This is a genomic window from Paraburkholderia strydomiana, assembly GCF_046030495.1.
Classification (GTDB): Bacteria; Pseudomonadota; Gammaproteobacteria; order Burkholderiales; family Burkholderiaceae; genus Paraburkholderia; species Paraburkholderia strydomiana_A.
This window is the reverse complement of record NZ_JAQQCJ010000009.1, coordinates 213,551-235,576: the sequence shown is the minus strand read 5'-3', so window position 1 is coordinate 235,576 and position 22,026 is coordinate 213,551. Positions and strand designations below refer to the sequence as shown.

General features: G+C 66.6%; 18 protein-coding genes. 7 read left to right on the top strand and 11 right to left on the bottom strand.

Annotated features, from left to right (window positions below):
• Positions 1-15 precede the first annotated feature (15 nt).
• Genes cobT through cobC form a run of 3 tightly spaced genes read left to right on the top strand, consistent with a single transcriptional unit; the run spans position 16 to position 2,466 of the window.
• Complete coding sequence (gene cobT, locus PQQ53_RS14750) at positions 16-1,077, top strand: nicotinate-nucleotide--dimethylbenzimidazole phosphoribosyltransferase (RefSeq protein WP_408324600.1); 1,062 nt, start codon at positions 16-18, stop codon at positions 1,075-1,077.
• Between the two features lie 37 nt (positions 1,078-1,114).
• Positions 1,115-1,891: an adenosylcobinamide-GDP ribazoletransferase gene (locus tag PQQ53_RS14745; RefSeq protein ID WP_408141558.1), complete on the top strand. Its 777-nt coding sequence runs from the start codon at positions 1,115-1,117 to the stop codon at positions 1,889-1,891.
• Positions 1,876-2,466 carry an alpha-ribazole phosphatase gene (gene cobC / locus PQQ53_RS14740; protein WP_408141559.1) on the top strand — a complete coding sequence of 197 codons (591 nt, stop codon included), beginning with the start codon at positions 1,876-1,878 and terminating at the stop codon, positions 2,464-2,466. The genes PQQ53_RS14745 and cobC overlap by 16 nt, the downstream gene beginning before the upstream one ends.
• A gap of 180 nt (positions 2,467-2,646) precedes the next feature.
• Here the strand turns inward: cobC and PQQ53_RS14735 are convergent, their stop codons facing one another.
• The 4 genes from PQQ53_RS14735 to cobU all read right to left on the bottom strand — a co-directional run bounded on the left by PQQ53_RS14735 (position 2,647) and on the right by cobU (position 6,180).
• Positions 2,647-3,567 (bottom strand): cobalamin-binding protein, encoded by a 921-nt coding sequence (locus PQQ53_RS14735; RefSeq protein ID WP_408324599.1) that lies wholly within the window; start codon positions 3,565-3,567, stop codon positions 2,647-2,649.
• Between the two features lie 75 nt (positions 3,568-3,642).
• Positions 3,643-4,686 (bottom strand): threonine-phosphate decarboxylase CobD, encoded by a 1,044-nt coding sequence (gene cobD, locus PQQ53_RS14730; RefSeq protein ID WP_408324597.1) that lies wholly within the window; start codon positions 4,684-4,686, stop codon positions 3,643-3,645.
• 4 nt (positions 4,687-4,690) lie between these two features.
• Complete coding sequence (cbiB, locus tag PQQ53_RS14725; protein WP_408141732.1) at positions 4,691-5,626, bottom strand: adenosylcobinamide-phosphate synthase CbiB; 936 nt, start codon at positions 5,624-5,626, stop codon at positions 4,691-4,693.
• Positions 5,626-6,180, bottom strand: a complete 555-nt coding sequence (gene cobU, locus PQQ53_RS14720) for a bifunctional adenosylcobinamide kinase/adenosylcobinamide-phosphate guanylyltransferase (RefSeq protein WP_408324595.1) — start codon at positions 6,178-6,180, stop codon at positions 5,626-5,628. The genes cbiB and cobU overlap by 1 nt, the downstream gene beginning before the upstream one ends.
• Positions 6,181-6,528: 348 nt before the next feature.
• On the opposite strand from cobU, the gene PQQ53_RS14715 reads away from it, so the two are divergent.
• Positions 6,529-7,986: a cobyric acid synthase gene (locus tag PQQ53_RS14715; RefSeq protein WP_408324629.1), complete on the top strand. Its 1,458-nt coding sequence runs from the start codon at positions 6,529-6,531 to the stop codon at positions 7,984-7,986.
• Between the two features lie 59 nt (positions 7,987-8,045).
• Here the strand turns inward: PQQ53_RS14715 and PQQ53_RS14710 are convergent, their stop codons facing one another.
• The gene (locus PQQ53_RS14710) at positions 8,046-8,465 is read right to left on the bottom strand and encodes a PaaI family thioesterase (protein ID WP_408141563.1); all 420 of its coding nucleotides are present in this window, start codon (positions 8,463-8,465) and stop codon (positions 8,046-8,048) included.
• 228 nt (positions 8,466-8,693) lie between these two features.
• Here PQQ53_RS14710 and PQQ53_RS14705 point away from each other — a divergent pair, with 228 nt between their 5' ends.
• Positions 8,694-9,332 carry a nucleotide-binding protein gene (locus PQQ53_RS14705; RefSeq protein WP_408141564.1) on the top strand — a complete coding sequence of 213 codons (639 nt, stop codon included), beginning with the start codon at positions 8,694-8,696 and terminating at the stop codon, positions 9,330-9,332.
• A 188-nt stretch (positions 9,333-9,520) separates the two neighbouring features.
• On the opposite strand, the gene panD is transcribed toward PQQ53_RS14705, so the two are convergent.
• From panD to PQQ53_RS14685, 4 genes are all read right to left on the bottom strand, one after another.
• Positions 9,521-9,907, bottom strand: coding sequence for an aspartate 1-decarboxylase (panD, locus tag PQQ53_RS14700; RefSeq protein ID WP_012432059.1), 387 nt, complete (start codon positions 9,905-9,907; stop codon positions 9,521-9,523).
• Positions 9,908-9,950: 43 nt separating this feature from the next.
• Positions 9,951-10,784, bottom strand: coding sequence for a pantoate--beta-alanine ligase (panC, locus tag PQQ53_RS14695; protein ID WP_408324593.1), 834 nt, complete (start codon positions 10,782-10,784; stop codon positions 9,951-9,953).
• 211 nt (positions 10,785-10,995) lie between these two features.
• A complete protein-coding gene (locus PQQ53_RS14690; protein WP_408141566.1) occupies positions 10,996-11,871 on the bottom strand; it encodes a segregation and condensation protein A in 876 nt (291 codons plus the stop codon).
• Between the two features lie 16 nt (positions 11,872-11,887).
• Positions 11,888-12,073 (bottom strand): DUF3460 family protein, encoded by a 186-nt coding sequence (locus PQQ53_RS14685; protein WP_168664913.1) that lies wholly within the window; start codon positions 12,071-12,073, stop codon positions 11,888-11,890.
• Positions 12,074-12,300: 227 nt separating this feature from the next.
• Here PQQ53_RS14685 and PQQ53_RS14680 point away from each other — a divergent pair, with 227 nt between their 5' ends.
• Together PQQ53_RS14680 and PQQ53_RS14675 are read left to right on the top strand one after the other, a co-directional pair.
• Positions 12,301-14,136, top strand: coding sequence for an autotransporter assembly complex protein TamA (locus PQQ53_RS14680; RefSeq protein WP_408141734.1), 1,836 nt, complete (start codon positions 12,301-12,303; stop codon positions 14,134-14,136).
• Between the two features lie 28 nt (positions 14,137-14,164).
• The gene (locus PQQ53_RS14675) at positions 14,165-18,580 is read left to right on the top strand and encodes a translocation/assembly module TamB domain-containing protein (RefSeq protein WP_408324591.1); all 4,416 of its coding nucleotides are present in this window, start codon (positions 14,165-14,167) and stop codon (positions 18,578-18,580) included.
• A gap of 137 nt (positions 18,581-18,717) precedes the next feature.
• Here PQQ53_RS14675 and metG read toward each other — a convergent pair whose 3' ends face one another.
• On the bottom strand, positions 18,718-20,853 hold the full coding sequence (gene metG, locus PQQ53_RS14670; RefSeq protein WP_408324589.1) for a methionine--tRNA ligase: 2,136 nt from the start codon (positions 20,851-20,853) through the stop codon (positions 18,718-18,720).
• 367 nt (positions 20,854-21,220) lie between these two features.
• Positions 21,221-21,874: a YiaD family glycine zipper/OmpA-like lipoprotein gene (locus PQQ53_RS14665; protein ID WP_175158612.1), complete on the bottom strand. Its 654-nt coding sequence runs from the start codon at positions 21,872-21,874 to the stop codon at positions 21,221-21,223.
• Between the last annotated feature and the right edge of the window lie 152 nt (positions 21,875-22,026).

The following is a 22,026-nucleotide window of genomic DNA, read 5'->3' as shown; positions in this document are numbered from 1 at the left end:
TTTCAGACCACGCTTATGACCTCCTTGCCACGCCCGACCGGTTTGCCCGAAGTCGCACCGCTCGATCAAACGCTACGCGCCGAGCTGCAACACATCATCGATACCAAGACCAAGCCGCCCGGCAGCCTGGGGCGGCTCGAAACGCTCGCGCGGCAGATGGGCCTGATTCAGCGCAGCACGCAGCCGACGGTGCAGCGCCCGGCGATGATCGTGTTCGCCGGCGACCACGGCATTGCCGCGGAAGGCGTGAGCCCGTATCCGCAAGCGGTGACTGCGCAGATGGTCGCCAACTTTCTTGCGGGCGGCGCGGCGATCAATGCATTGAGCCGCGTTGCCGGCATCGAACTCGAAGTGGTCAATGCCGGCATCGCGACGCCGTTGCCGTCGACCGACGGCCTCGTCGATATTCCGGTGGCGAGCGGCACGCGCAACTTCGCGCACGAACCCGCGATGACGCATGCGCAGGCACTCGCCGCGATGCAGGCGGGCGCGGCGCGCGTGCATCATCACGCGGTGCTCGGCACCAACGTGATCGGCTTCGGCGAGATGGGGATTGCGAACACGTCGTCGGCCGCGTGTCTGATGAGCCGTGTGTGCAACGTGCCGATCGACGAATGCGTCGGCCGTGGCACCGGTCTCGACAACGCGGGGCTCGCGAAAAAGCGCAACGTGCTCGCATCGGCGCTCGCGCAGCATGCTGGAGCCACGGCGCCGCTCGACGTGCTCGCGACCTTCGGCGGTTTCGAAATCGCGATGATGACCGGCGCGTATCTCGCGGCCGCCGAAGCGCGGATGACGATCCTCGTCGACGGTTTCATCGCGACTTCCGCGTTGCTGATCGCCGATGCGTTCGCACCGAACGTGCGCGAGTACTGCGTGTTCGCGCACGCGTCGAACGAAGCGGGGCACCGGCGCATGCTCGATCATTTCGGCGCGCTGCCGTTGCTGTCGCTCGACCTGCGTCTCGGCGAAGGCACCGGCGCGGCGCTCGCGGTGCCGCTCTTGCGCGCCGCCGCGGCGTTCATCAACGAAATGGCGAGCTTCGATTCGGCGGGCATTGCGAATCGCGAAGCCTGATCCGCATGACGGCAACTGACTGACACCCGGCCCATCCATGAACCCGCTCGCGGAACTGCGCTATTTCTTCACGGCGCTCGGTTATTTCACGCGCGTGCCCGTGCCGCGCTGGGTCGGCTACGAGCCGCATTATCTGAATGCGGCCGCGCGCTACTTCCCTTTGGTCGGCGCATTGGTCGGCGCGTTCAGCGCGCTGGTCTATCTGATGGCGCTGCGCGTGTTTCCGGCGGGCGTGGCGGTATTGCTGTCGATGGCCGCGTCGTTACTGGCGACAGGCGCCTTTCATGAGGATGGTCTCGCCGATTGCGTCGATGCGTTCGGTGGCGCATATAACCGCAGCGATGCGTTGCGCATCATGCATGACTCACGCATCGGCGCTTTCGGCGCCATCGCGCTGGTGATCGCGCTCGCGTTGAAGTGGCAGACGCTCGCGGCATTGCCGCCGGTGCGCGCCGCAAGTCTGATGATTGCCGCGCATGCGGCGAGCCGCGCGTGCGCGATCAGCTATCTGGCCACGCTCGAATATGTCCGCGCCGAAGGCAAGGCCAAGCCGGTCGCGCAGCGCCTGAGCGGCCCTGCGTTGCTGTGCGCGGCGTTGTTCGGCTTACCCTGGCTGCTGTGGCCGAATGGGCCTGGCGTGCCGGACTGGCGCTTCGCGGCCGTGACGTTGGCGGTGCTGATCGCGCTGCGGTTTGCACTGGGCCGCTATTTCGTGAAACGCATTGGCGGCTATACCGGCGACTGTCTCGGCTTCGCGCAGCAGATCTTCGAATTGATCATCTACCTGGTGGGGCTTGCATGGATATCGTCCTGATTCGCCATCCCGCCGTCGCGCTCGACGCGGGCGTGTGCTATGGGCACAGCGACGTTGCGCTCGCCGCCGACGCCGCGATTTCGTCGAGCGCGCTCGCGTTGAAGCTCGCGAAGTTGCAGGTGCCGGCGCCGCGCGTGTTGATCTCGAGTCCGCTCACGCGCTGCTCGGCGCTCGCCGCCGAGATAGCGAACGACTTCGGTTGCGTGCTCAGTCACGATGACCAGCTGATGGAAATGAATTTCGGAGAGTGGGAGACGCAGCGCTGGGACGAGATCGATCGCGCGCTGCTCGACGACTGGGCCGCGAATTTTGAACACGCGCGTGCGCATGGCGGCGAGAGCGTGGCGCAATTCGTCGAGCGCGTGCGCGCGTGGGTCGATGCGTTCGCGCAGACGCGCGAGCTGTCGCCGGCTTATGTGGTCACGCATGCCGGCGTGATGCGGGTGATCGCGTCGCTGGTGCTGGACGTGCCGCTGGAGCGGTGTCTGAAATGGTCGCTCGAAATGGCGGGAGTCGTCTGGTTGCGCCGGAATGACGACGCGCAGCGGTGGTCGCTGGTGCGGTGGAATGCGTGAAGGGGGCGGTTGGCGCGGTAAGTCGCGGTTGACTGCGAGGTGCGGCGTTTGCGCTTGAGGCTGGATTGATCGCACGGCAGTTGGCATGCAACGTCGAGGTCTGACGCAGCCGGTTGGCACGCGGCGACCGGCATGCCGGTATGCGATCGCCCTCGCGCCGCGTATCGGCATGCCTTCGCTTCACTGCGCAGCCGGTTTCCTGCGCGAGCGCGCCGTCTCCAGATCGTCACACAGCCGCTGCGCGCCCTGCACGATGCGTGGGGCTGGCCGGTTGATCAGGTCGCCATCGATGGCAAAGAGGTTCTGATTCGCCACCGCCGTGAGAGCGGGCCACGCGCGCCACGTGTCGAGTTGCGGCAAGCGGGTGTCCGGCTGCGTCGCGCCGGGCGCCGACGTGACGATCGCTTCCGGATTCGCGGCGAGCACCGCTTCGGTCGAGACGGTCGGCACCAGCGGTTGAAGTCCCGCGAACACGTTGCGGCCGCCGCACAGCGTGATTACGTCGCTGACCATGTGCTCGCCGTTGAGGGTCATCAGCGGCTTGTCCCACACCTGATAGAACACGCTGACCGGCGGCCGGCGCGCATACTGCGTGCGCAATCGTGCGATGTCGTGACGATACGCGGCCGCCGCGGCATCCGCGAGCGGCGACGTGCCGAGCAATTGCCCGAGTTTCGTTAGCGAGACGGCTACGTCGTCGAGATGATGCGGCTCGCTGAAGAACAGCGGCACGTGCAGTTCGCGCAGGCGTTCGAGTTGACGCTGCGCATTGCCATGCCGCCAGACGACGATCAGATCGGGCTTCAACGCGACGATGCGCTCGAGGTCGAGCGCCTTGTTGTCGCCGACGCGCGGCAGCTGCTGCGCTTGCGGCGGGTAGTCGCTGTACGACACGGCGCCGACCATTTTTGCCCCGCCGCCCGCCGCGTACAACAGTTCCGTGACGTGCGGCGCGAGGCTGATCACGCGTTGCGCGGGGCCGGGCAAGGTGACGGTTGCGCCGGTGTCGTCGGTGACGCTGATTGCGGCGCGGGCGTGCAGTGAGGTAACGCAAAGCGACGCGGCGATGAAGCACGGGATGAAGCGGGCGAGTCGGGTCATCGGGCGAAGAGGTTGGTGTGCGTGAAGGGCATGGGGCATGAGGGAACGCTGCAGGGTCGTGCCTGCTTCGCTACGTCAACCGGCTCGCGCGGTATCGAGTGCCTGCATCGCTTCGCGCAGGCTTTCTTCGAAGCGTGTCCATTCGGCTTCGCTAGCGGGCAGGCCGAAACGCACGCTGCCCGACGCGGTGAAGAGGCGGGTCCATATGCCACGCCGCGCCAGCGCTTCGTGTAAAGCGGCGGCGCGCGCGTCGTCGCTCCATGCGAAAAGCGGCGTGCTGTGTGTCGCAAAACCGTGAGCATGCAATAGCTCGACCAGTCGCGCGCTTTCGCTGTCGAGCCGCGCGCGCATTTGCCGTTGCCATGCTTCGTCGGCGAGTGCGGCCTTGACTGCATGACGCGCCGGACCACTGACCGTCCATGCGCCCAGCGTGCGCCGCAAGGTGTCGAGCAACGCGGGCGCAGCGAGCACGAAGCCCGCGCGCACGCCGGCGAGCCCGAAGAATTTCCCCGGCGAGCGCAGCACGATCAGTCCTTCAAGATGCGTGCTGGCCGCGAGCGACGCCTCGGGCATCGTATCGGCGAAGGCTTCGTCGACCAGTAACGTGCCGCCGCGTGCGTGCAATTGCGCATGCCAATGCAGCAGTGTGTCGGCGCTCAGATGCGCGGCCGTCGGATTGTTCGGATTCACGACGATCGCGTGAGTGAGCGCATTCGGCAAGCGCTCGCAGCACACGTCGAGCGGCGCGACGCGATGTCCTGCTCGTGCAAACGCGGGCGCGTATTCGCTATACGTGAGCGGCGCGATGCCGACCGTCGCGCGCGGCAGCAACGCGGGCAACGCGCGAATCGCCGCCTGGCTGCCGGCGACGGGCAGCACGTGCGCCGCGTCGGGCGCCCGGTAGTAGCGCGCGGCGCAGGCGGCGAAGTCGTCGCCTTCGTCAGGCAGACGCCGCCATGCATCGGCGGGAACCGGCGGCACGGGGTAGCCGTGCGGATTGATGCCCGTCGAGAGGTCGAGCCACCGCGCGTACGGGATGCCGTAGCGTTCGGCTGCTTCGTGCAGATTGCCGCCGTGGACCACGACGTCGTTCGCCGTGCGGCTCGGGTGGTCCGTCATGTGATCAACCATGAAAGGGCACGCTCAGCAACGCCAGCACGATCAGGACCGCCAGCCAGAGAATGATCGTCCGTTCGACCAGCGCCAGCGCAGCCCTCACGTGGCTGGCCTTGGCGGGGTGGCCGAAGCCGAGCGTCGGGCGATGTTCGAGCGCGCCGTGATACACCGCCGGCCCGCCAATCAGCACGTTCAGACTGCCGGCGCCGGAGGCCATCACCGGTCCCGCATTCGGGCTGTCCCAGCGCGGTGCCTGCTCGCGCCAGCAACGCCACGCGGTGTGCGTGTCGCCAAGCAGCGCATAGCTGGCAGCCGTGAGACGCGCGGGGATCCAGTTGAGCACGTCGTCGAGGCGCGCCGCGGCCCAGCCGAAACGCAGATAGCGCGGCGTGCGATAGCCCCACATCGCATCGAGCGTGTTGGCCAGACGAAACCCGAGCGCGCCCGGGCCGCCCGCGATCGCAAACCAGAACAGCGCGCCGAAGATCGCGTCGTTGCCGTTTTCGAGCGCCGATTCGACGGCTGCACGCGAGAGCGCGGCTTCATCGGCATGGGCGGTTTCGCGCGACACGATGCGCGCGGTCAGCTGGCGCGCTTCTTCAAGATCGCGTTGCAGAAGGGCCCGTGCGATCGGCGCAATATGATCGTGCAGGCTGCGCGCGCCGAGCGCGAACCACAGCAGCATGACGTGCACCGCGCAAGCCGCGAAGAACGGCAGCACCGCGACCAGCCACCACGCGATCAACACCGGCGGCAGCACCGCCAGCGCCCACGCGAGGAGTCCCTTGAGCCGCAAGCGCCGGCCGGTGTTATAGCGCTTCTCGAGACGCTTCGCCCAGTTGCCGAAACCCACCAACGGGTGTGCGACGCGCGGCTCGCCGAACCAGCGGTCGATGACCACGCCCGCGGTCGCAAGCGTTGCGAGCAGAGGAAGCGAGAGCATCATGCGCGGCTCGCTGTTTTCAGCGCGAGCGGCAAGCCGGCGACCATCATCGTGGCCGTGGTGCTCAAGGCGGCGATGCGCTGGTTGAGGCGGCCGAGTTCATCGACGTAAAGACGCGTGGCCGCGCCGAGCGGCACCACGCCCAGGCCGATTTCGTTGCTGACCACGATGATCTTGCCGTGGGCGGCCACGAGCGCCGCTTCGAGCGCGGCAACGTGCGCGTGATAGAGGTCGATCGGCAGCGCGTCGCCTTCGGCGGGACACAGCAGATTGGCGAGCCACAGCGTCAGGCAGTCGATCAGCATGCAATGGCCGGGGGCGTCGCTTTGCGCGACGGCACCAGCGAGGTCGACGCCTGCTTCGAGCAACCGCCAATGCGCGGGACGCCGCGCGCGATGGTGCGCGATGCGCGCGCTGAATTCGGCGTCGTCGGCCACGCGGGCGGTGGCGATGTAGGTGACGGGGAGGGCGCTGTCGCCGGCAAGCTGTTCGGCGTGCACGCTCTTGCCCGAACGGGCGCCGCCGAGAACGAAGGTGAGGTCGCGGGGAGTCATCGCGTGATTGTACCGGCGTGCAGTGCGGGCCGGCGCGATGGGATAATGCGGCGGGCGTGGTGGTGTGTGGGGGTGGGAGAGGCACGCGGCGCGGCGCGCTGAGCCGGAGCACACGGTGTGCTTCAACGCCCCACGCGATTTGTTTTTCCGTTGCGATTTCGTTGTCGTGTCTTGCCGCGTCCTTACCGCCTCAACGCCGCACTCACACCACCCTTTGCCGTTTCGCTACAACCTTCACCACCTTTTGCTTCATCGCCCTTTCACCGCCGACCCCGACCTCCCGTGACCACCACTTCGACTTCGCTTCCGCTTGCGCATGACGCCGTCCCCGTGCCGCGTGGCACGCTGATGATCCAGGGCACCACGTCCGACGCCGGCAAGAGCACGCTGGTCGCGGGCCTCTGCCGGCTCGCGCGCCGCGCCGGCGTGCGGGTCGCGCCTTTCAAGCCGCAGAACATGGCGCTCAACAGCGCGGTGACCATCGACGGCGGCGAGATCGGCCGCGCCCAGGCGTTGCAGGCGGTGGCCGCGGGGATCGCCGCGCATACCGACCTGAACCCGGTGCTGCTCAAGCCGACGAGCGATCGCGGCGCGCAGGTGATCATCCACGGCAAGGCGCGCATGAATCTCGACGCGCGCGCGTATCACGAGTACAAGCCCGTCGCGTTCGAAGCGGTGCTGCAGTCGTATGCGCGTCTGCAGGCCGCATACGACACGATCTTCGTCGAAGGCGCGGGCAGTCCCGCCGAGATTAATCTGCGCGAGCGCGACATCGCCAACATGGGTTTTGCGGAAGCCGTCGATTGCCCGGTGGTGCTGGTCGCCGATATCGATCGCGGCGGCGTGTTCGCGCATCTGACCGGCACGCTCGCCTGTCTGTCGGTGAGCGAGCAGGCGCGGGTGCGCGGCTTCATCATCAACCGGTTTCGCGGCGACATCGGCTTGCTGCAGCCGGGGCTCGACTGGCTCGAAGCGCAGACCGGCAAGCCGGTGCTCGGCGTCGTCCCGTATCTGCACGGCCTCACGCTCGACGCGGAAGACATGTTGCCGCCCGAGTTGCGCGCCGCGCACAGCGGCGGGGAACGGACGCTACGGGTAGTCGTGCCGGTGCTGCCGCATATCAGCAATCACACCGATTTCGACGCGCTGCGCGCACACCCGCAGGTCGACTTTCACTACGTGCGCAGCGGCACGCCGCTGCCGCCGGCCGATCTGATCATCCTGCCGGGGTCGAAAAACGTGCCCGGCGACCTCGCGTTTCTGCGCGCGCAAGGCTGGGACGTGGTCCTGCAACGGCATCTGCGCTATGGCGGGCGCGTGATCGGCATTTGCGGCGGCATGCAGATGCTCGGGCGCGAAGTGGCCGATCCGCACGGTGTGGAGGGCGTGCCGGGGACGTGGGCGGGGCTCGGCTGGCTCGACTACTCGACGGTCCTCACGCGGGAAAAAACGCTGAAGAACGTGACTGGAGGCCTCGCGCTGCCTGGTTCGCCCGAAGTGGCCGGCTACGAAATTCACATGGGCGAGACGCATGGCCCGGCGCTGGACGCGCCCGCGCTGCGTCTGGAAACCGCGCAAGGGACGCGTCCCGATGGCGCGATGTCCGCTGACGGCCAGATTCTCGCCACCTACGTGCACGGCCTGTTCGACACGCCGGCCGCGTGCGCCGCATTGCTCGCGTGGGCGGGTCTGAGCGACGCGCAGCAGATCGACTACCCGGCGCTGCGCGAGGCGTCGCTGGAGCGCCTCGCCGATACGCTGGCCGCCCATCTTGACCTGTCGAAGCTTTTTGCGGCGATTGGCTGAGGGGATCGGTTCGAGGTGAGGGGTTAAATTCCGCAGTGCCCCGGGCCGCGCTCGACCGTTCAATACAACACGATCTGCGTGCAGCGAAACAGCGCCATCGTCTTGCCGTTCGAGTCGGTGACGGTCGCATCCCATACCTGCGTGCTGCGTCCCAGATGCACGCCCCTGGCGACCGCGCGGATCGTCCCTTCGGTCGCCGTGCCGAGAAAATTGCTTTTCAGTTCGATGGTCGTGAAATTGCGCGCTGTCTCCGGCAGGTGCGCGAGGCATGCGTAGCCACACGCGGTATCCGCGAGACCGATCACCGTGGCCGCGTGCAGGAAGCCGTTCGGCGCGAGCAACTCGGGGCGCACGGTCAATTCCGCGGTCAAAACGCTTTCTTCCAGCGATAGCACGCGTACGCCCAGCAAGCCTGGCAGCTTGCCCTGCTGGCGTTCGTGCAGGCGTTCGACGGTGTATTCCGGGCGGAGTTTGCTCATGAGATTCGGGTCCTTGATTGAAAAGAAACGGCAGGGCGAAGCGGTCGATTAGCCCCGATTCGCCATCTGGGGGCTTCGCCGCAGTGCATTTGTCGATATTATCAACGCCTGGATCGGCGGGCGAACCCGAAAACGGTACGGATCGGAACCCGCCGGCGCAAGTCACAGCAATAAGCAATCGCGCGGCAAACCGGCTGGCGGTGACCAGCCTTCTTTCCGGGAGCATTCATGACGGTGATCGTGGTGGCGAATCCAAAGGGCGGCGTGGGTAAGAGCACGCTTTCGACCAATCTGGCCGGCTATTTCGCCGCGGCCGGCGAATGGGTGGCGCTTGCCGACCTGGACAAGCAGCAGTCCGCGCACGCGTGGCTGGCGTTGCGGCCCGACACGTTGCCGGCCATCGAAACCTGGGAAGTCAACCAGGACGCGCCGGCCAAACCGCCGAAGGGCCTGGAGCACGCGGTCATCGACACGCCGGCGGGCCTGCACGGCCATCGCCTGAGCATCGCGCTGGATCTGGCCGACAAGGTGATCGTGCCGCTGCAGCCGTCGATGTTCGACATTCTCGCCACCCAGGAATTTCTCGAACGGCTGGCGAAGGAAAAAGCGGTCAGGAAAGGCGCGATCGAAGTCGGCGTGGTCGGCATGCGCGTCGATGCGCGCACGCGGTCGGCGGAACAGCTGCATCGCTTTGTCGAGGGCTTGAAGCTGCCGGTGCTCGGCTTTTTGCGCGACACGCAGAACTACGTGCAACTGGCGGCCCATGGGCTGACCCTATGGGATGTCGCGAAAAGCCGCGTCGAGAAGGACCTGGAGCAGTGGCAGCCGATCCTCGAATGGACGAATGGAACAGCGCGGAAGGGTTGAGGCGGAGCGGGCTTAAGACGACCGGGCGGCGGTGGCCGCCCGCTCACCGGGCGCTTGCGCAATCGCGGGCGCGTGACGAACGCGCGATTGCGCGTGTCAGTGAAATGAAAACGCGCGTCAAAAAGCAACGCGCGTGCAAAGCAAACCCAAAACCCGACGGCCGAAAAAACGAACGACGACCGCCTCGCTCAGGTCCAGTTCTGCGTCGGCACGTGATCGCGGCTGCCCTTGATCTTGTTGTTGTCGTCGACGAACACCAGGTCCGGCTTCCAGCCCGCTTTCAGTTCCGCTTCATCGACCACCGCGAAGGCGGCGATGATCACCAGGTCGCCCAGTTGCGCACGCCGCGCGGCCGAACCGTTCAGCGAAATCATGCCGCTGCCGCGCTCGCCCTTGATCGCATAGGTCGAGAAACGCTCGCCGTTGTTGATATTCCAGATGTCGATCCGTTCGTTTTCGACGATGTTCGCTGCTTCGAGCAGATCTTCGTCGATCGCGCACGAACCTTCGTAGTGCAGCTCGCAGTGCGTGACCGCGACGCGGTGGATCTTCGACTTCAGCATGTTGCGTTGCATGACCAATCCTGTATGGCTTCAGTGACTGCTTTCGGTGACGGCTTCAGATTTCGAGGTTGTCGATCAGACGGGTCGCGCCGAGCTTGGCTGCGGCCAGCACGACCAGTTCCGCGTTCGCGTCCTGCGCGCCGGGCGGCAGCAAGTCCGAGCGCTTGCGCACCGCGATGTAATCGGGCTGCCAGCCGCGCGCGGCCAGCGCCGCCATTGCCGCCTGTTCGAGTTTCGCGAAGTTGCGCTCGCCCGAGTGCACCGCGTCGCGCACGAGATTGAGCTCGGCGGCCAGCACCGGCGCCTCGGCGCGCTCGGCGGCCTGCAGGTAGCGGTTGCGCGAGCTGAGCGCGAGGCCGTCGGCGTCGCGCACGGTTTCGGCAGCGATGATGTCGGTCGGCAGCGCGAACTGATGGCACATGCGGCGCACGATCATCAGCTGCTGGTAATCCTTCTTGCCGAACACCGCGACGCGCGGTTGCACGCACGACATCAGCTTCATCACCACGGTGCACACGCCCTGGAAGAAGCCGGGCCGGAATTCGCCTTCGAGGATGTCGCCCAGATCATGCGGCGGATGCACGCGATACTCCTGCGGCTCCGGATACAGATCCCGCTCGGTCGGCGCGAACAGCACGTAGACGCCTTCCTTCTGCAGCTTGTCGATGTCGGCTTCGAGCGTGCGCGGGTATTTGTCGAAGTCTTCGTTCGGGCCGAACTGCAGCCGGTTGACGAAAATGCTCGCCACGACCGGGTCGCCGTGCTGGCGCGCGAGGCGCATCAGCGACAGATGACCCTCGTGCAGGTTGCCCATGGTCGGCACGAAGGCCGTGCGATTCTGGCCGCGCAACTGGTCGCGCAATTCATGGATCGAGCTGATGACTTTCATGATCGGACAGGGATTTCCTCGCGCGGCGCGCGACTCGGTTGGCGCAAGACTTCAGGGAATCGCGCGGGCCGCCGTCTCATTGACGATGACGGGTTTGAAGCGCGGGATTGTAGTGGATTTGTGAGCTTGGCGCACCGAAACGAGGCAAGCCCGCGAAGCCGCCGCCGGTGGGCTGGCGCAAGCGGCTCCGACACGCGCGGCAATGGCGGGTTCAGGCCGGCAAATAGGCGAGCCGCACATAGATCGGCGCGAACGGTTCCGCCTGGGTGATTTCGACGAGCGACTCGCGGCACAGTTCGAGCACGGCGATGAAGTTCACCACCACGACCGGCACGCCCTTGCTGGTGTCGAACAGGTCGGAGAACTCGATGAAGCGCGCGTTTTGCAGTTGCCGCAGGATCGAGCTCATATGTTCGCGCACCGACAGCTCCTCGCGCGAAATCTTGTGATGCTGCACGAGTTTCGCGCGCTTGATCACATCGGCCCACGCGCTGCGCAGATCCTCGCTGTTCACGTCCGGGAAACGCGGCGTGATGCTCTGCTCGATGTAGACCTCGGCGCGCAGGAAGTCGCGCCCGAGTTGCGGCAACTGGTCGATGCGTTGCGCGGCGAGCTTCATCTGCTCGTATTCGAGCAGGCGGCGCACCAGTTCCGCGCGGGGATCTTCGGCTTCCTCGCCGCTGTCGGCTTTCTTCACCGGCAGCAGCATGCGCGACTTGATCTCGATCAGCATCGCGGCCATCAGCAGATATTCGGACGCGAGTTCGAGATTGGTCTGGCGCAACTGGTCGACGTAACCGAGGTATTGCACCGTGACGTCCGCCATCGGAATGTCGAGCACGTTGAAGTTCTGCTTGCGGATCAGGTACAGCAGCAGATCCAGCGGTCCTTCGAACGTTTCGAGGAACACCTCGAGCGCGTCCGGCGGGATGTACAGGTCGGTCGGTAGCTTGAAGAGCGGCTCGCCGTACAGGCGCGCGAATGCGATGCCGTCGACCGTGTCGGGCGTCGAATCGGTGGCGGGCGCGGCAAGCGCGGCGTCGGCGGAGGCCGGCGCGGGGCCGTGTGCCTCGTCGGCGTGGGTCATCGCGGCGGCGGGGCGCTTAGAAGTTTTGATAGTACGAGTAAGACGTCTGTTCCACGCGCGAGGCTTTCTGCGCGGCGCGTTCTTCGAGATCGATCGGCTGTTTGTCCCACAGCAGCGCGCGGCCGCGGCGTTGTTCGGCTTCCAGATTGGGCTTCTGTTGCTTGAGCTGGTTCAGGAACTGGGTGATGTCCGATTGATACATGGCTCGACGTCCGTGGGTGGGTGAGTGGGCGGCTGCCCGGCAGGAACCTGGCGGGGCGCAGCGCCGTTAATCCGGAATTTTACCGCATGCGCCGCGCGCGGTCGAAAAACGGCGGCAGCGGCCCTTTTTGAGATCTCGCGGCCCCCGCCGATGTGGTCAAATAGCATGCCATGGCCGCCGCGCGGCCAGGCGGGAAGAAATCATTAATCATGGCTGGGAGGTCCCGTTTGGCGGGAGGTGCGATCGACAAGCCGCGTCTGCGGCGCGGCAGGGCCGGCTCGGAGCGCGGGCGTGCGGCATCCGGGCTGTGCCGGCTGCGCGCGTGGCTGGCCTTCGGCATCGTCATGCTGACGCTGGCGGCCGGCGACGCACACGCCGCGCGCGCGGCGGCGAGCTACAAGGTCGACGTCGTGGCCACGCCGCGCTCGCTGCGCCGGCTGCTCGAAGCGCATCTGGACATTGCCCGCTTCGCCAAACGCCCCGACGTCAGCGACGACCAGTTCGCCTTCCTGATTACCGCCACGCCGCAGCAGGTGCGCGATCTGGCCGCGACGCAGGGCTATTTCACGCCGGTCGTGAGCACGGACGTGCGTACCGTCGACGCCACACGGCGCGTCACGGTGAACGTCGATCCGGGCCCGCAAACCATCGTCAAGTCGGTTACGCTGGCGTTTCGCGGCGCGGTGCTCACCGAAGACCCGGGGCAGGAAAACGCCACGCGCTTCGCGTTTTCGCTGCACGAGGGCGAACCGTTCTCGCAGAGCGCCTGGGACGACGCCAAGAACGCGTCGCTCCGGGTCCTGTCTTCGCGCCGCTATCTGGCCGCGAAGATCTATCACTCCGAGGCGCGGATCGATCCGCGTACGCATGAGGCGGCACTGTCGGTCACCTACGAAAGCGGGCCGACCTTCACGATGGGCGAGCTCGACGTATCGGGCACGCGGCGCTATCCCGAGCGGATCGTCCACAACGTCAATCCGATTTCGCCCGGCGACATTTACGACACGCGCCGTGTCGCCGAATTGCAGCGGCAGTTGCAGAACACGCCGTACTTCGCGAGCGTCGCGATCGACCTGGATAACGACCCGACCAAGCCGGTCAACACACCGGTCCATGTGAAGGTCTCGGAATTTCCATTTCACGGTTTCCGCGGCGGCGTGGGCTACTCGACCGATAACGGCCCCCTCGTCCAGGGTTCGTACACCTATCTGAATACGTTCGGCAAGGCATGGCCGTTCACTGTCGAAGGCCGCGCGGACCAGACCCAGCAATACGGGCAAATCCAGCTCGCGATGCCCCCGGGGCTGCGCGGGTGGACCAACAGCGTGCTGGCGTCCTACACCACCACCGACGTTTCCGACACGCGCATCTACAGCATCCGGGGCGGCGTTCAGCGCGCCCGCACGTCGCAGTTCCTCGACTACAACTACTCGCTGCTGTACTACCAGGACCGGCTCGACCAGAACACGGCCCCGCCTTCCACCGCACGCGCGCTGGTGCCCGCGTGGTCGTGGACCCGACGCGATACCGACGACCCGCTGTTCCCGCGTAGAGGCAATCTGATTCACGCCGAGGCGGGTTTCGCGATCAAGGGCGTGCTGACCGATCAGACCTTTATCCGCGGCTACGCGCGCGGCCAGCAATACGTGCCGATCGGCAAGGACGACATCGTGCTGATCCGCGCCGAGCTCGGCGGCGTGTTCACGAGCGGCCCGTCGAGCGGCATACCGGCGTCGCTGCTGTTTCGGGCGGGCGGATCGAACTCGGTGCGCGGCTACGGTTTCCAGAGCATCGGCAACAACGTCGGCGGTTCGGTGCTGCCCACCAAATATCTCGTGACGGCGGCAGCCGAGTATCAGCACTGGTTCTCGCACGACTGGGGCGCGGCCGCGTTCTTCGACATCGGCACCGCCACCGACACCTGGGGCGAAAAAGTCTTCTATCCGGGCGTCGGCATCGGGGCGCGCTGGCGCAGTCCGGTCGGCCCGGTCAACGTCGATATCGCTTACGGGATCCGCGACAACCGCGTGCGGCCTTATCTGACGCTGGGTATCGCCTTCTGATGAAAACCTGTTTTGACATGATTCGCGCATGACCACGGACGCAGCCGACCCGCCCAACCCGCAGCCGCCCGGCGCCGAGCCGCCCGGACAGCCGCCGCCCGAACCGCCGCCGCGCAGGCATCGGCTCGGCCGCGTGTTGCTGAAAACGTTCGTCTCGACGGTGCTGGTGTTGGTGCTGTTGGTCGGGCTGGCGGTCGGCCTGCTGTATGGCGCGCTGACCACCGAGCGCGGCACCGCCTATGCGTGGCAGGCGGCGCTCAGGCTGCTGGACGGCCGGCTGGGCGGCACGCTGGAGGGCGGCACGCTCGCGAACGGCGTGCAACTGCGGCAGGTACGCTGGCGCGCCCTCGACGGCAGCGGCACCGATATCCAGATCGACCGCGTCGCCGGCCGCTGGGCGCTCGCGCGCGAACCGTGGCGCTTCACGATCGACTACCTGCATGTCGGCACGATCGACGCGCGAATCGGTGCGTCGTCGTCGAGCAGCAGCGAACCGCTGAAGCTGCCGCAGGACTTGCGCTTGCCGATGCAACTCGACATCCGCGACGTGCAGGTCGACAAGCTGCTGCTGCATCAGGGCGCATCGACCACCGAACTGTCGAGCTTCGCATTTCATGGACGCAGCGACGGACTTCATCACGAGGCCGCCATCGAGCGGCTCGATACGCCGTTCGGCGCGGTGACGGCGTCGGCGAAGCTCGACGGCGTGCAACCGTTTCCGCTCACCGGCGAGGTCGGCTATTCGGGCAAGGTCAACAACGAGGCGGTGGAGGTGGGTGGGCATCTGAGCGGCTCGCTCGAACAGCTTGTCGCCGAGCTCGATGCCACCGGTATGAAGCTCGCCGGCCATGCGCGGCTCGAGGCTACGCCGTTCGCCGCGGTGCCCTTGCAACGTGCGACGCTGAGCTTCGACCATGTCAATCCGCAAGCCTTCGCGCCCGGCGCGCCGCTGGCCGATCTGGCCGTGCGCGCGGAGTTGCAGCCCGTGGGGCAGGATGAGGCGGGAGCGCCGGGCGCGAGCGGTGTCGCAGCGGCGAGCGCTGCCAGCGGGACGGTCGCGGGTCGTGCGAGCGGTGCGGCGGATGCCGCCAGCGGCGCGGCGGGCGGCGCACCGGGACAGGCCAGCGCCGTCGTTCCAGGCGGTAGCACGGCTGCGAACCACGCTGCCGGCCACGGCAAGCACGACGCCGCGCAAACCGGCGCCGCAGGCTTCGCGGTCACCGGCCACGTATCGATCGTCAATGCCAAACCCGGTGCGATCGACCAGAACCTGCTGCCGCTGATCGACGCCAATGCCGACGTGCGGCTCGACGCCCAGGCCCAGCACATCTCGAACCTGAACGTGCGGATCGTCCGCAATGCGACGGTCACCGGCGGCGGCGCGTTGACCGGCCGGCGCGGGCAGTTCGATCTGCGCGTAGCGGGGCTCGACCTGAACGCACTGCAAGCGACGGTGCGGCCCACGCAACTCGCCGGGACCATCGGCATCCGCCTGAACGACGACATCCAGAGCCTCACGCTCGATCTCGCCGACCCGCGCGCGGCGCTGCGCGCGCAAGGCAAGGTGACGTTCGATCCCGCCCGGATGAGCTTCAACGACGTGCGCGTCACGTCGGGGCGCGGGCGCATCGATTTGTCCGGCGCGCTCAAGCACGACGCGAATTCCACCTACAACCTGAAAGCGCAACTGACCGATTTCGACCCGCTGACGCTGGCTTCGCAGATGCCGTCGCGCACGCCGGTCGCGGGCCCGGCGCCCGCGGCGAGCGGCGCGCAGCGCGCGCGCACCGCGCAAGCCGCGGCGCAAGCCGGCAGCACGGCCGGCGCAAGAAGCGCGGCGCCGGGCGACCAGGCCGCCGCGATAGCAAAAAACACGGCCAAAGCCGCGGTGCAGACCGAGGTGGTGCAGCGCAGGACGCCCGCGCCGGCTCGCGCCGCCACACACGCCGCGCCTGCCGCGCGCAAGATCGAGGCGCGAGTGAACGGCACGCTCACCGCGGCCGGCGTGCTGGGTCCCGTCTTCACGACCAAGGCCGAGTTCAAGCTGGGCCCGAGCGTCTACGACAACCTGCCGCTGACCGGCGGCGGCACGATTCAGCTGGCCGGCTCGCGAATCCTGCCGAGCCGCGCGAATCTGTCGGTGGCGGGCAACCAGGTCGATTTGCAGGGCAGCTTCGGCGCGAGCGGCGACCGGCTGCGGTTTCGCATCGACGCGCCGCAGCTCGAGCGGCTCGGTTTCGGCCTCGCAGGTCTCATCGCCGCCGATGGCGACGTCACCGGCTCGTTCGCGCACCCGAACGTCACGCTGAGCTACAAGGCCGACAGCGTGGTGTTCGGCAGCAACCGCGTGGGCCATGCGGAAGGCCGCGCCGAACTGCGCGACGGTGCGAACGGCGCGCTCGCCTTCACCACCGACGCGCGCAATCTCAGCGCGGGCGGCGTCGACCTGAGCACGCTCACCGCGCGCCTGTCCGGCACGCGCGCCAATCACACGCTCGAAGCGGCAGCCACCGGCAAGCTGCAGGACCGGCCGCTCGATCTGACGCTCGCCGCCAACGGCAAGCTGACCGAAGCGCGCGACGGCACGCGCTGGGACGGCAGCGTGACGCGTCTGCAGAACCGCGGCACGCCGGCGTTCAATCTCGAGTCGCCGCTTGCGGTGAGCGCCGCACCGAACCGGCTGACACTCGGCGCGACGCGGCTGACGCTCGAAGGCGCGGTGCTGAGTCTGAAGTCGTTCGCATTCGATCACGGCAGGATCCAGTCCGCGGGCAGCCTCACCGATATTTCGGTCACGCGTTTGCAGCAGTTGCGCCACGAGATCACCGGCGAGCCGCCGGCCGTCAGAACCGATCTGGTATTCGACGGCGACTGGGATTTCTCGCTCGGCGCCACGGCGAGCGGCCACATCCAGTTGCGCCGGCGCAGCGGCGACGTCACGGTCGAGATTGGCCGCGGGCTCGCGTCGACCGGCATCTCAGATATAAGCGCGCGCGCCGAATTCAGCGGCGGCAACCGCCTCAACGCGACGCTGCGCGCGCAGGCGAGCCGGCTCGGCGTGATCGACGCCGACGCGCACACCACGCTGGTGATGCGCGACGGCCTGCTGACCTTCAACCCCGAGGGTGCGCTGTCCGGCAGCGTGAACGCGAACGTGCCGTCGCTGAAAACGACCGGCGGCCTGCTCGGCCCGAGCTATCTGCTCGACGGCCATCTCGCGCTCAAGCTCGCGCTCGGCGGCACGGTCGCCAAGCCGAGCCTGACCGGCTCGCTGATCGGCGACGGCCTGTCCGCGACGATGGTCGACCAGGGCGTGCAGTTGAAGGAAGGCGTGGTGCGCATCGCGCTGTCGGAGAATCTGGTTGACTTCCAGCAGGTCGAGTTCCGCGGCGCGAGCGGCACGCTGCGCGCCACCGGGCGCGTGCGGCTGGACGGCGCGGAGCCGGATCTGACCGCGAGCATCGTCGCGGACAAGCTCGAACTGTTCGCGTCGCCGGATCGCAATCTGTCGCTGACGGGCAGCGCGAGCATCGCCAACGGCGGCGCGCAGCGCGGGATGGCGATCAACGGCAAGTTCGTGGTCGATCACGCACTGTTCGATCTGCCGGAGCAGGCCGCGCCGAGTCTCGGCGACGACGTCGTGATCGTGCGCCCGGACGGCACCACCTCAGGTGGCCGGCCACGGCCGGTGGCGGGCGGCACCCAGCCGGTCGGTCCGTTCACGCCGAACGCCAATATCGAGATCAGCCTCGGCAATGACTTCCGCTTCCGCGGGCAGGGCGCGGATCTCGGCCTGACCGGTACGATCACCGCGATGAGCGCGCCGAACACGCCGCTGCGCGCGGTCGGCAACGTGCGCGTCACGCAGGGTTCGACCTATACCGCGTTCGGCCGCAAGCTGACCATCGAAAATGGTTTCTTCACGTTCAACGGTCCGGTGACGAACCCCGGCATCAATATTCTGGCGATGCGCCGCAACCAGCAGGTCGAGGCGGGCGTGCAGGTGACCGGCACGGTTCAGTCGCCGGTGGCGCGGCTGGTGTCGGAGCCGAGCGTGCCGGATAACGAAAAGCTCTCGTGGCTGCTGTTCGGACATGGCACGGATCAGGGCAACAACCTCGGCCAGCAAAGCACGATGACAACCGCGCTCGCGCTGCTCGGCAGCGCGACCGGCAAGCGGATCGCGGAGACGGTTGGGCTCGACGAGTTTTCGATCGGCCGAAGCGATGTCGGGCTGACCGATCCTCAGGTGGTGATGGTGTCGAAGGCGATCAACGAGTGGCTCGTGATCGGCTACGAGCAAGGGCTGCAATCGGCGAGCAATGCGATCAAGGCGACCATCAACCTGACGCGCTACTGGTCAGTGGTCGCTTACGGCGGCACGTTCTATGGAGCCGACGTGCTGTACACGCGCCGCTTCGATCGGTTCAAGTCGTTGTGGTGACGCGTTTGTGCTGATGTCGTGCGATGCGGCTGCGCGCATCACCACCCGGCGAATAAAAAACGGCACGCTTTGAAAGGCGTGCCGTTTTTTTCATGCGAGCCCGCGGCGCCGAACGCCGCGCGCGATGCCGCCGCGCGTTACTTCACGCGCATGCCGGGCTTCGCGCCGCTATCCGGTTCGAGCACGTACAGGCCCGGTTCGGCTTTCTCGTCCGCCGCCGATGCCGCCAGCACCATTCCTTCGGACAGGCCGAACTTCATCTTGCGCGGCGCGAGGTTCGCGACCATCACCGTCAGCTTGCCGACCAGTTGCTCCGGCTGATACGCCGCCTTGATGCCCGAGAACACGTTGCGGGTCTTCTCCTCGCCCACGTCGAGCGTGAGTTGCAGCAGCTTGTCCGAGCCTTCCACCGCCTTGCAGTCGACGATCTTCGCGATGCGCAGGTCGATCTTCGCGAAGTCGTCGATCGAGATCACGCCGGGGATGTCGTCGTGGTTGGCGGCGGCGGCTTTCGCGGCCTTCGCCTTGTTCTTCGCATCGGCCGGTGCCGCCGCTTCCGGCGCGGCTTGCAGCGAATCGCGATTGGCCGCGATCAGCGCTTCGATCTGCTTCGGATCGACGCGCGTCATCAGATGCTTGTACGCGTTGATCGGACGTGCGGAACTGAGCGGCACGTTGGCGTCGGCCCACACCAGCGGCTCGATGCCGAGGAAGGCCTCGACCGCTTCGGCCAGCTTCGGCAGCACCGGCTTCAGCGCGAGCGACAGCAGGCGGAACGCTTCGATACTCACGCTGCAGGTTTCATGCAGCGCGACCGCGTTCGCCGGGTCTTTCGCCTGATCCCACGGCTTGGCGGTGTCGACGTACGCGTTGACCGCGTCGGCCAGTTCCATCGTTTGACGCAGTGCGCGGTTGTACTCGCGCGCCTCGTAGTTCGCGGCGATTTGCGGCACGGCGGCGCGCAGTGTGGCGAGCAGCGGGTGCTGCATCGCGCTGTCCTGCACGCGGCCGTCGAAGCGCTTGATCAGGAAACCGGCCGCGCGGCTCGCGATGTTCACGTACTTGCCGACCAGGTCGCTGTTCACGCGCGCCTGGAAGTCGTCGAGGTTCAGGTCGAGGTCTTCCATCGTGCTGTTCAGCTTGGCCGCGAAGTAGTAGCGCAGCCATTCCGGATTCAGGCCCGTGTCGATCACGCTCTGCGCGGTGATAAAGGTGCCGCGCGACTTCGACATCTTCGCGCCGTCCACGGTCAGGAAGCCGTGCGCGAACACGTTGGTCGGCGTGCGATGGCCCGAGAATTCGAGCATGGCCGGCCAGAACAGCGTGTGGAAGTACAGGATGTCTTTGCCGATGAAGTGGTACTGCTCAGCCTTCGAACCCTGGCGGACCCACGCGTCGAAGTCGAGGCCGCGCTTTTCGGCGAGGTTCTTGAAGCTTGCGTAGTAGCCGACCGGCGCGTCCAGCCACACGTAGAAATACTTGCCCGGCGCGCCCGGGATTTCGAAGCCGAAGTAGGGCGCGTCGCGCGAGATGTCCCAGTCGGCGAGCTTGGCTTCGCCCGCGTCGCCGAGCCACTCGCGCATCTTGTTGGTGGCTTCCGGCTGCGCCAGGCCGCCCACCCACGCGCGCAGGAAATTCTCGCAGCGCGGGTCGGACAGGCGGAAAAAGTAGTGCGTCGAGGTCTTGCGGATCGGCGTGGCGCCGGACACGACCGAATACGGATTGACCAGCTCGGTGGGCAGATACGTCGAACCGCATACTTCGCAGCTGTCGCCGTACTGGTCTTTCGCCCCGCACTTCGGGCATTCGCCCTTGATGAAACGGTCCGGCAGGAACATTTCCTTGATCGGGTCATACGCCTGTTCGATGTCGCGCGCTTCGATCAGGCCCGCTTCCTTGAGCGCCAGATAAACGTTTTCGCTGAGAACGCGGTTTTCTTCGGAATCGGTCGAGTAGTAGTTGTCGAACGAAATGCCGAAGCTGTCGAAATCGCGCTTGTGTTCCTGCCAGACGCGCTCGATCAACTGCTTCGGCGTGAGACCTTCCTTCTCCGCGCGCAGCATGACCGGCGTGCCGTGCGTGTCGTCGGCGCCCACGTAGTAGACCTCGTGCCCGTGCATTCGCAACGTCCGGACCCAGATGTCCGTCTGGATATATTCGACCAGGTGGCCAATATGGATTTGCCCGTTCGCATACGGAAGGGCCGACGTGACGAGAATCTGGCGACGGCCTGACGGCGCGCCTGCGGAGAGATCGGTGGCGGGTGCTGACATAAGGATGGTGGGAGCCTGCGGTGGGACGAAACGTTGATTCTAGCAGGGCGGCCGCCCTGCGCGGGATGGGCCGCGCGGGCGCGGGGCCGGTGGGTCGCGGCGCGCAAGCGCGCAAAAAACCGGGGGGGCCGTGCGCCCAAAAAAAAACCGGGGTGATTAAACCCCGGAGCAACAACGACAAGAGGAGAATGGTGACGCGGCGGCTTCGCCAGCCACGTACCGTAAAGACAGACCGCGGATTTTCTGCAGAGTTCGAAATTTTTTTCGTTCTCGTGCGAGATTTTCTTTCCTCCGCTTTTTACGCCGGGCCGGGCGCCGCTGGCCGAGCCCCGGTGCCCGCTCGCGTCATTCTCCTGAAGCCTCGTCCTTATTGCGGTGCGTGCTGGGCGGTAGCGCGCAGATAGATTTCCACGCGACGGTTCGCCGCCCGGCCGGCTTCGGTGTTGTTGTCGGCGATCGGCTGGTTCTGGCCCATGCCGGTGGCGGACAGGCGCTGCGGCGCGACGCCGCGCTGGCCGAGGTAGCCCGTCACGCTTTGCGCGCGATTGACCGACAGCGTCTGGTTATATTGCGGCGAGCCGGTGCTGTCCGTGTGGCCGACCACCGACGCGACGATCTCCGGATTCTGCTGCATCGTTTGCGCGAGCTGATCCAGCACCGGTGCGAACGACGGCTTGATCGCGTAGCTGCTGGTGTCGAACGTGACCGAGCTCGGAATGTTCAGCTTGAGCGAGCCGTCCGGCTGCTCGGTGATCTCGGTGCCGGTACCCTTGGTGGCGCCCGACATGCGGTTGCGAATGTTTTGCCAGTTGTAGCCCGTGACGCCGCCCACTGCTGCGCCGACGCCGGCGCCGATCGCCGCGCCCTTGCCGCCGCCGAAGATCGCGCCCAGTGCCGCGCCGGTGCCGGCGCCCACGCCCGTGCCAACGGCGGTGTTAGTGCCCTGTTGCGTGGCGCAGCCTGCCAGCACGGAGCCGGCAACGGCGAAAACAGCCAGGCGAGTCATGATTTTTGCATTCATTTTCGATTCCTCTTGATTGAAGCGAATAAACCGGCGAATAGCCGTCAATCTATCTGAGCAACATTACGGCGGTACGGTAGAGCACGCGAAACAGGGAAATCCTACCCTCTCTTCGCTCCGGTCCGACAGTGAAGAAGGGTCTTACGGCAGCG

What these genes read in the sequence shown, in the direction of transcription:
- cobT (WP_408324600.1), top strand. Translation starts at nt 16, where the DNA reads ATGACCTCCTTGCCACGCCCGACCGGTTTGCCCGAAGTCGCACCGCTC.
- PQQ53_RS14745 (WP_408141558.1), top strand. Translation starts at nt 1,115, where the DNA reads ATGAACCCGCTCGCGGAACTGCGCTATTTCTTCACGGCGCTCGGTTAT.
- cobC (WP_408141559.1), top strand. Translation starts at nt 1,876, where the DNA reads ATGGATATCGTCCTGATTCGCCATCCCGCCGTCGCGCTCGACGCGGGC.
- PQQ53_RS14735 (WP_408324599.1), bottom strand. Translation starts at nt 3,567, where the DNA reads ATGACCCGACTCGCCCGCTTCATCCCGTGCTTCATCGCCGCGTCGCTT.
- cobD (WP_408324597.1), bottom strand. Translation starts at nt 4,686, where the DNA reads ATGACGGACCACCCGAGCCGCACGGCGAACGACGTCGTGGTCCACGGC.
- cbiB (WP_408141732.1), bottom strand. Translation starts at nt 5,626, where the DNA reads ATGCTCTCGCTTCCTCTGCTCGCAACGCTTGCGACCGCGGGCGTGGTC.
- cobU (WP_408324595.1), bottom strand. Translation starts at nt 6,180, where the DNA reads ATGACTCCCCGCGACCTCACCTTCGTTCTCGGCGGCGCCCGTTCGGGC.
- PQQ53_RS14715 (WP_408324629.1), top strand. Translation starts at nt 6,529, where the DNA reads ATGATCCAGGGCACCACGTCCGACGCCGGCAAGAGCACGCTGGTCGCG.
- PQQ53_RS14710 (WP_408141563.1), bottom strand. Translation starts at nt 8,465, where the DNA reads ATGAGCAAACTCCGCCCGGAATACACCGTCGAACGCCTGCACGAACGC.
- PQQ53_RS14705 (WP_408141564.1), top strand. Translation starts at nt 8,694, where the DNA reads ATGACGGTGATCGTGGTGGCGAATCCAAAGGGCGGCGTGGGTAAGAGC.
- panD (WP_012432059.1), bottom strand. Translation starts at nt 9,907, where the DNA reads ATGCAACGCAACATGCTGAAGTCGAAGATCCACCGCGTCGCGGTCACG.
- panC (WP_408324593.1), bottom strand. Translation starts at nt 10,784, where the DNA reads ATGAAAGTCATCAGCTCGATCCATGAATTGCGCGACCAGTTGCGCGGC.
- PQQ53_RS14690 (WP_408141566.1), bottom strand. Translation starts at nt 11,871, where the DNA reads ATGACCCACGCCGACGAGGCACACGGCCCCGCGCCGGCCTCCGCCGAC.
- PQQ53_RS14685 (WP_168664913.1), bottom strand. Translation starts at nt 12,073, where the DNA reads ATGTATCAATCGGACATCACCCAGTTCCTGAACCAGCTCAAGCAACAG.
- PQQ53_RS14675 (WP_408324591.1), top strand. Translation starts at nt 14,165, where the DNA reads ATGACCACGGACGCAGCCGACCCGCCCAACCCGCAGCCGCCCGGCGCC.
- metG (WP_408324589.1), bottom strand. Translation starts at nt 20,853, where the DNA reads ATGTCAGCACCCGCCACCGATCTCTCCGCAGGCGCGCCGTCAGGCCGT.
- PQQ53_RS14665 (WP_175158612.1), bottom strand. Translation starts at nt 21,874, where the DNA reads ATGAATGCAAAAATCATGACTCGCCTGGCTGTTTTCGCCGTTGCCGGC.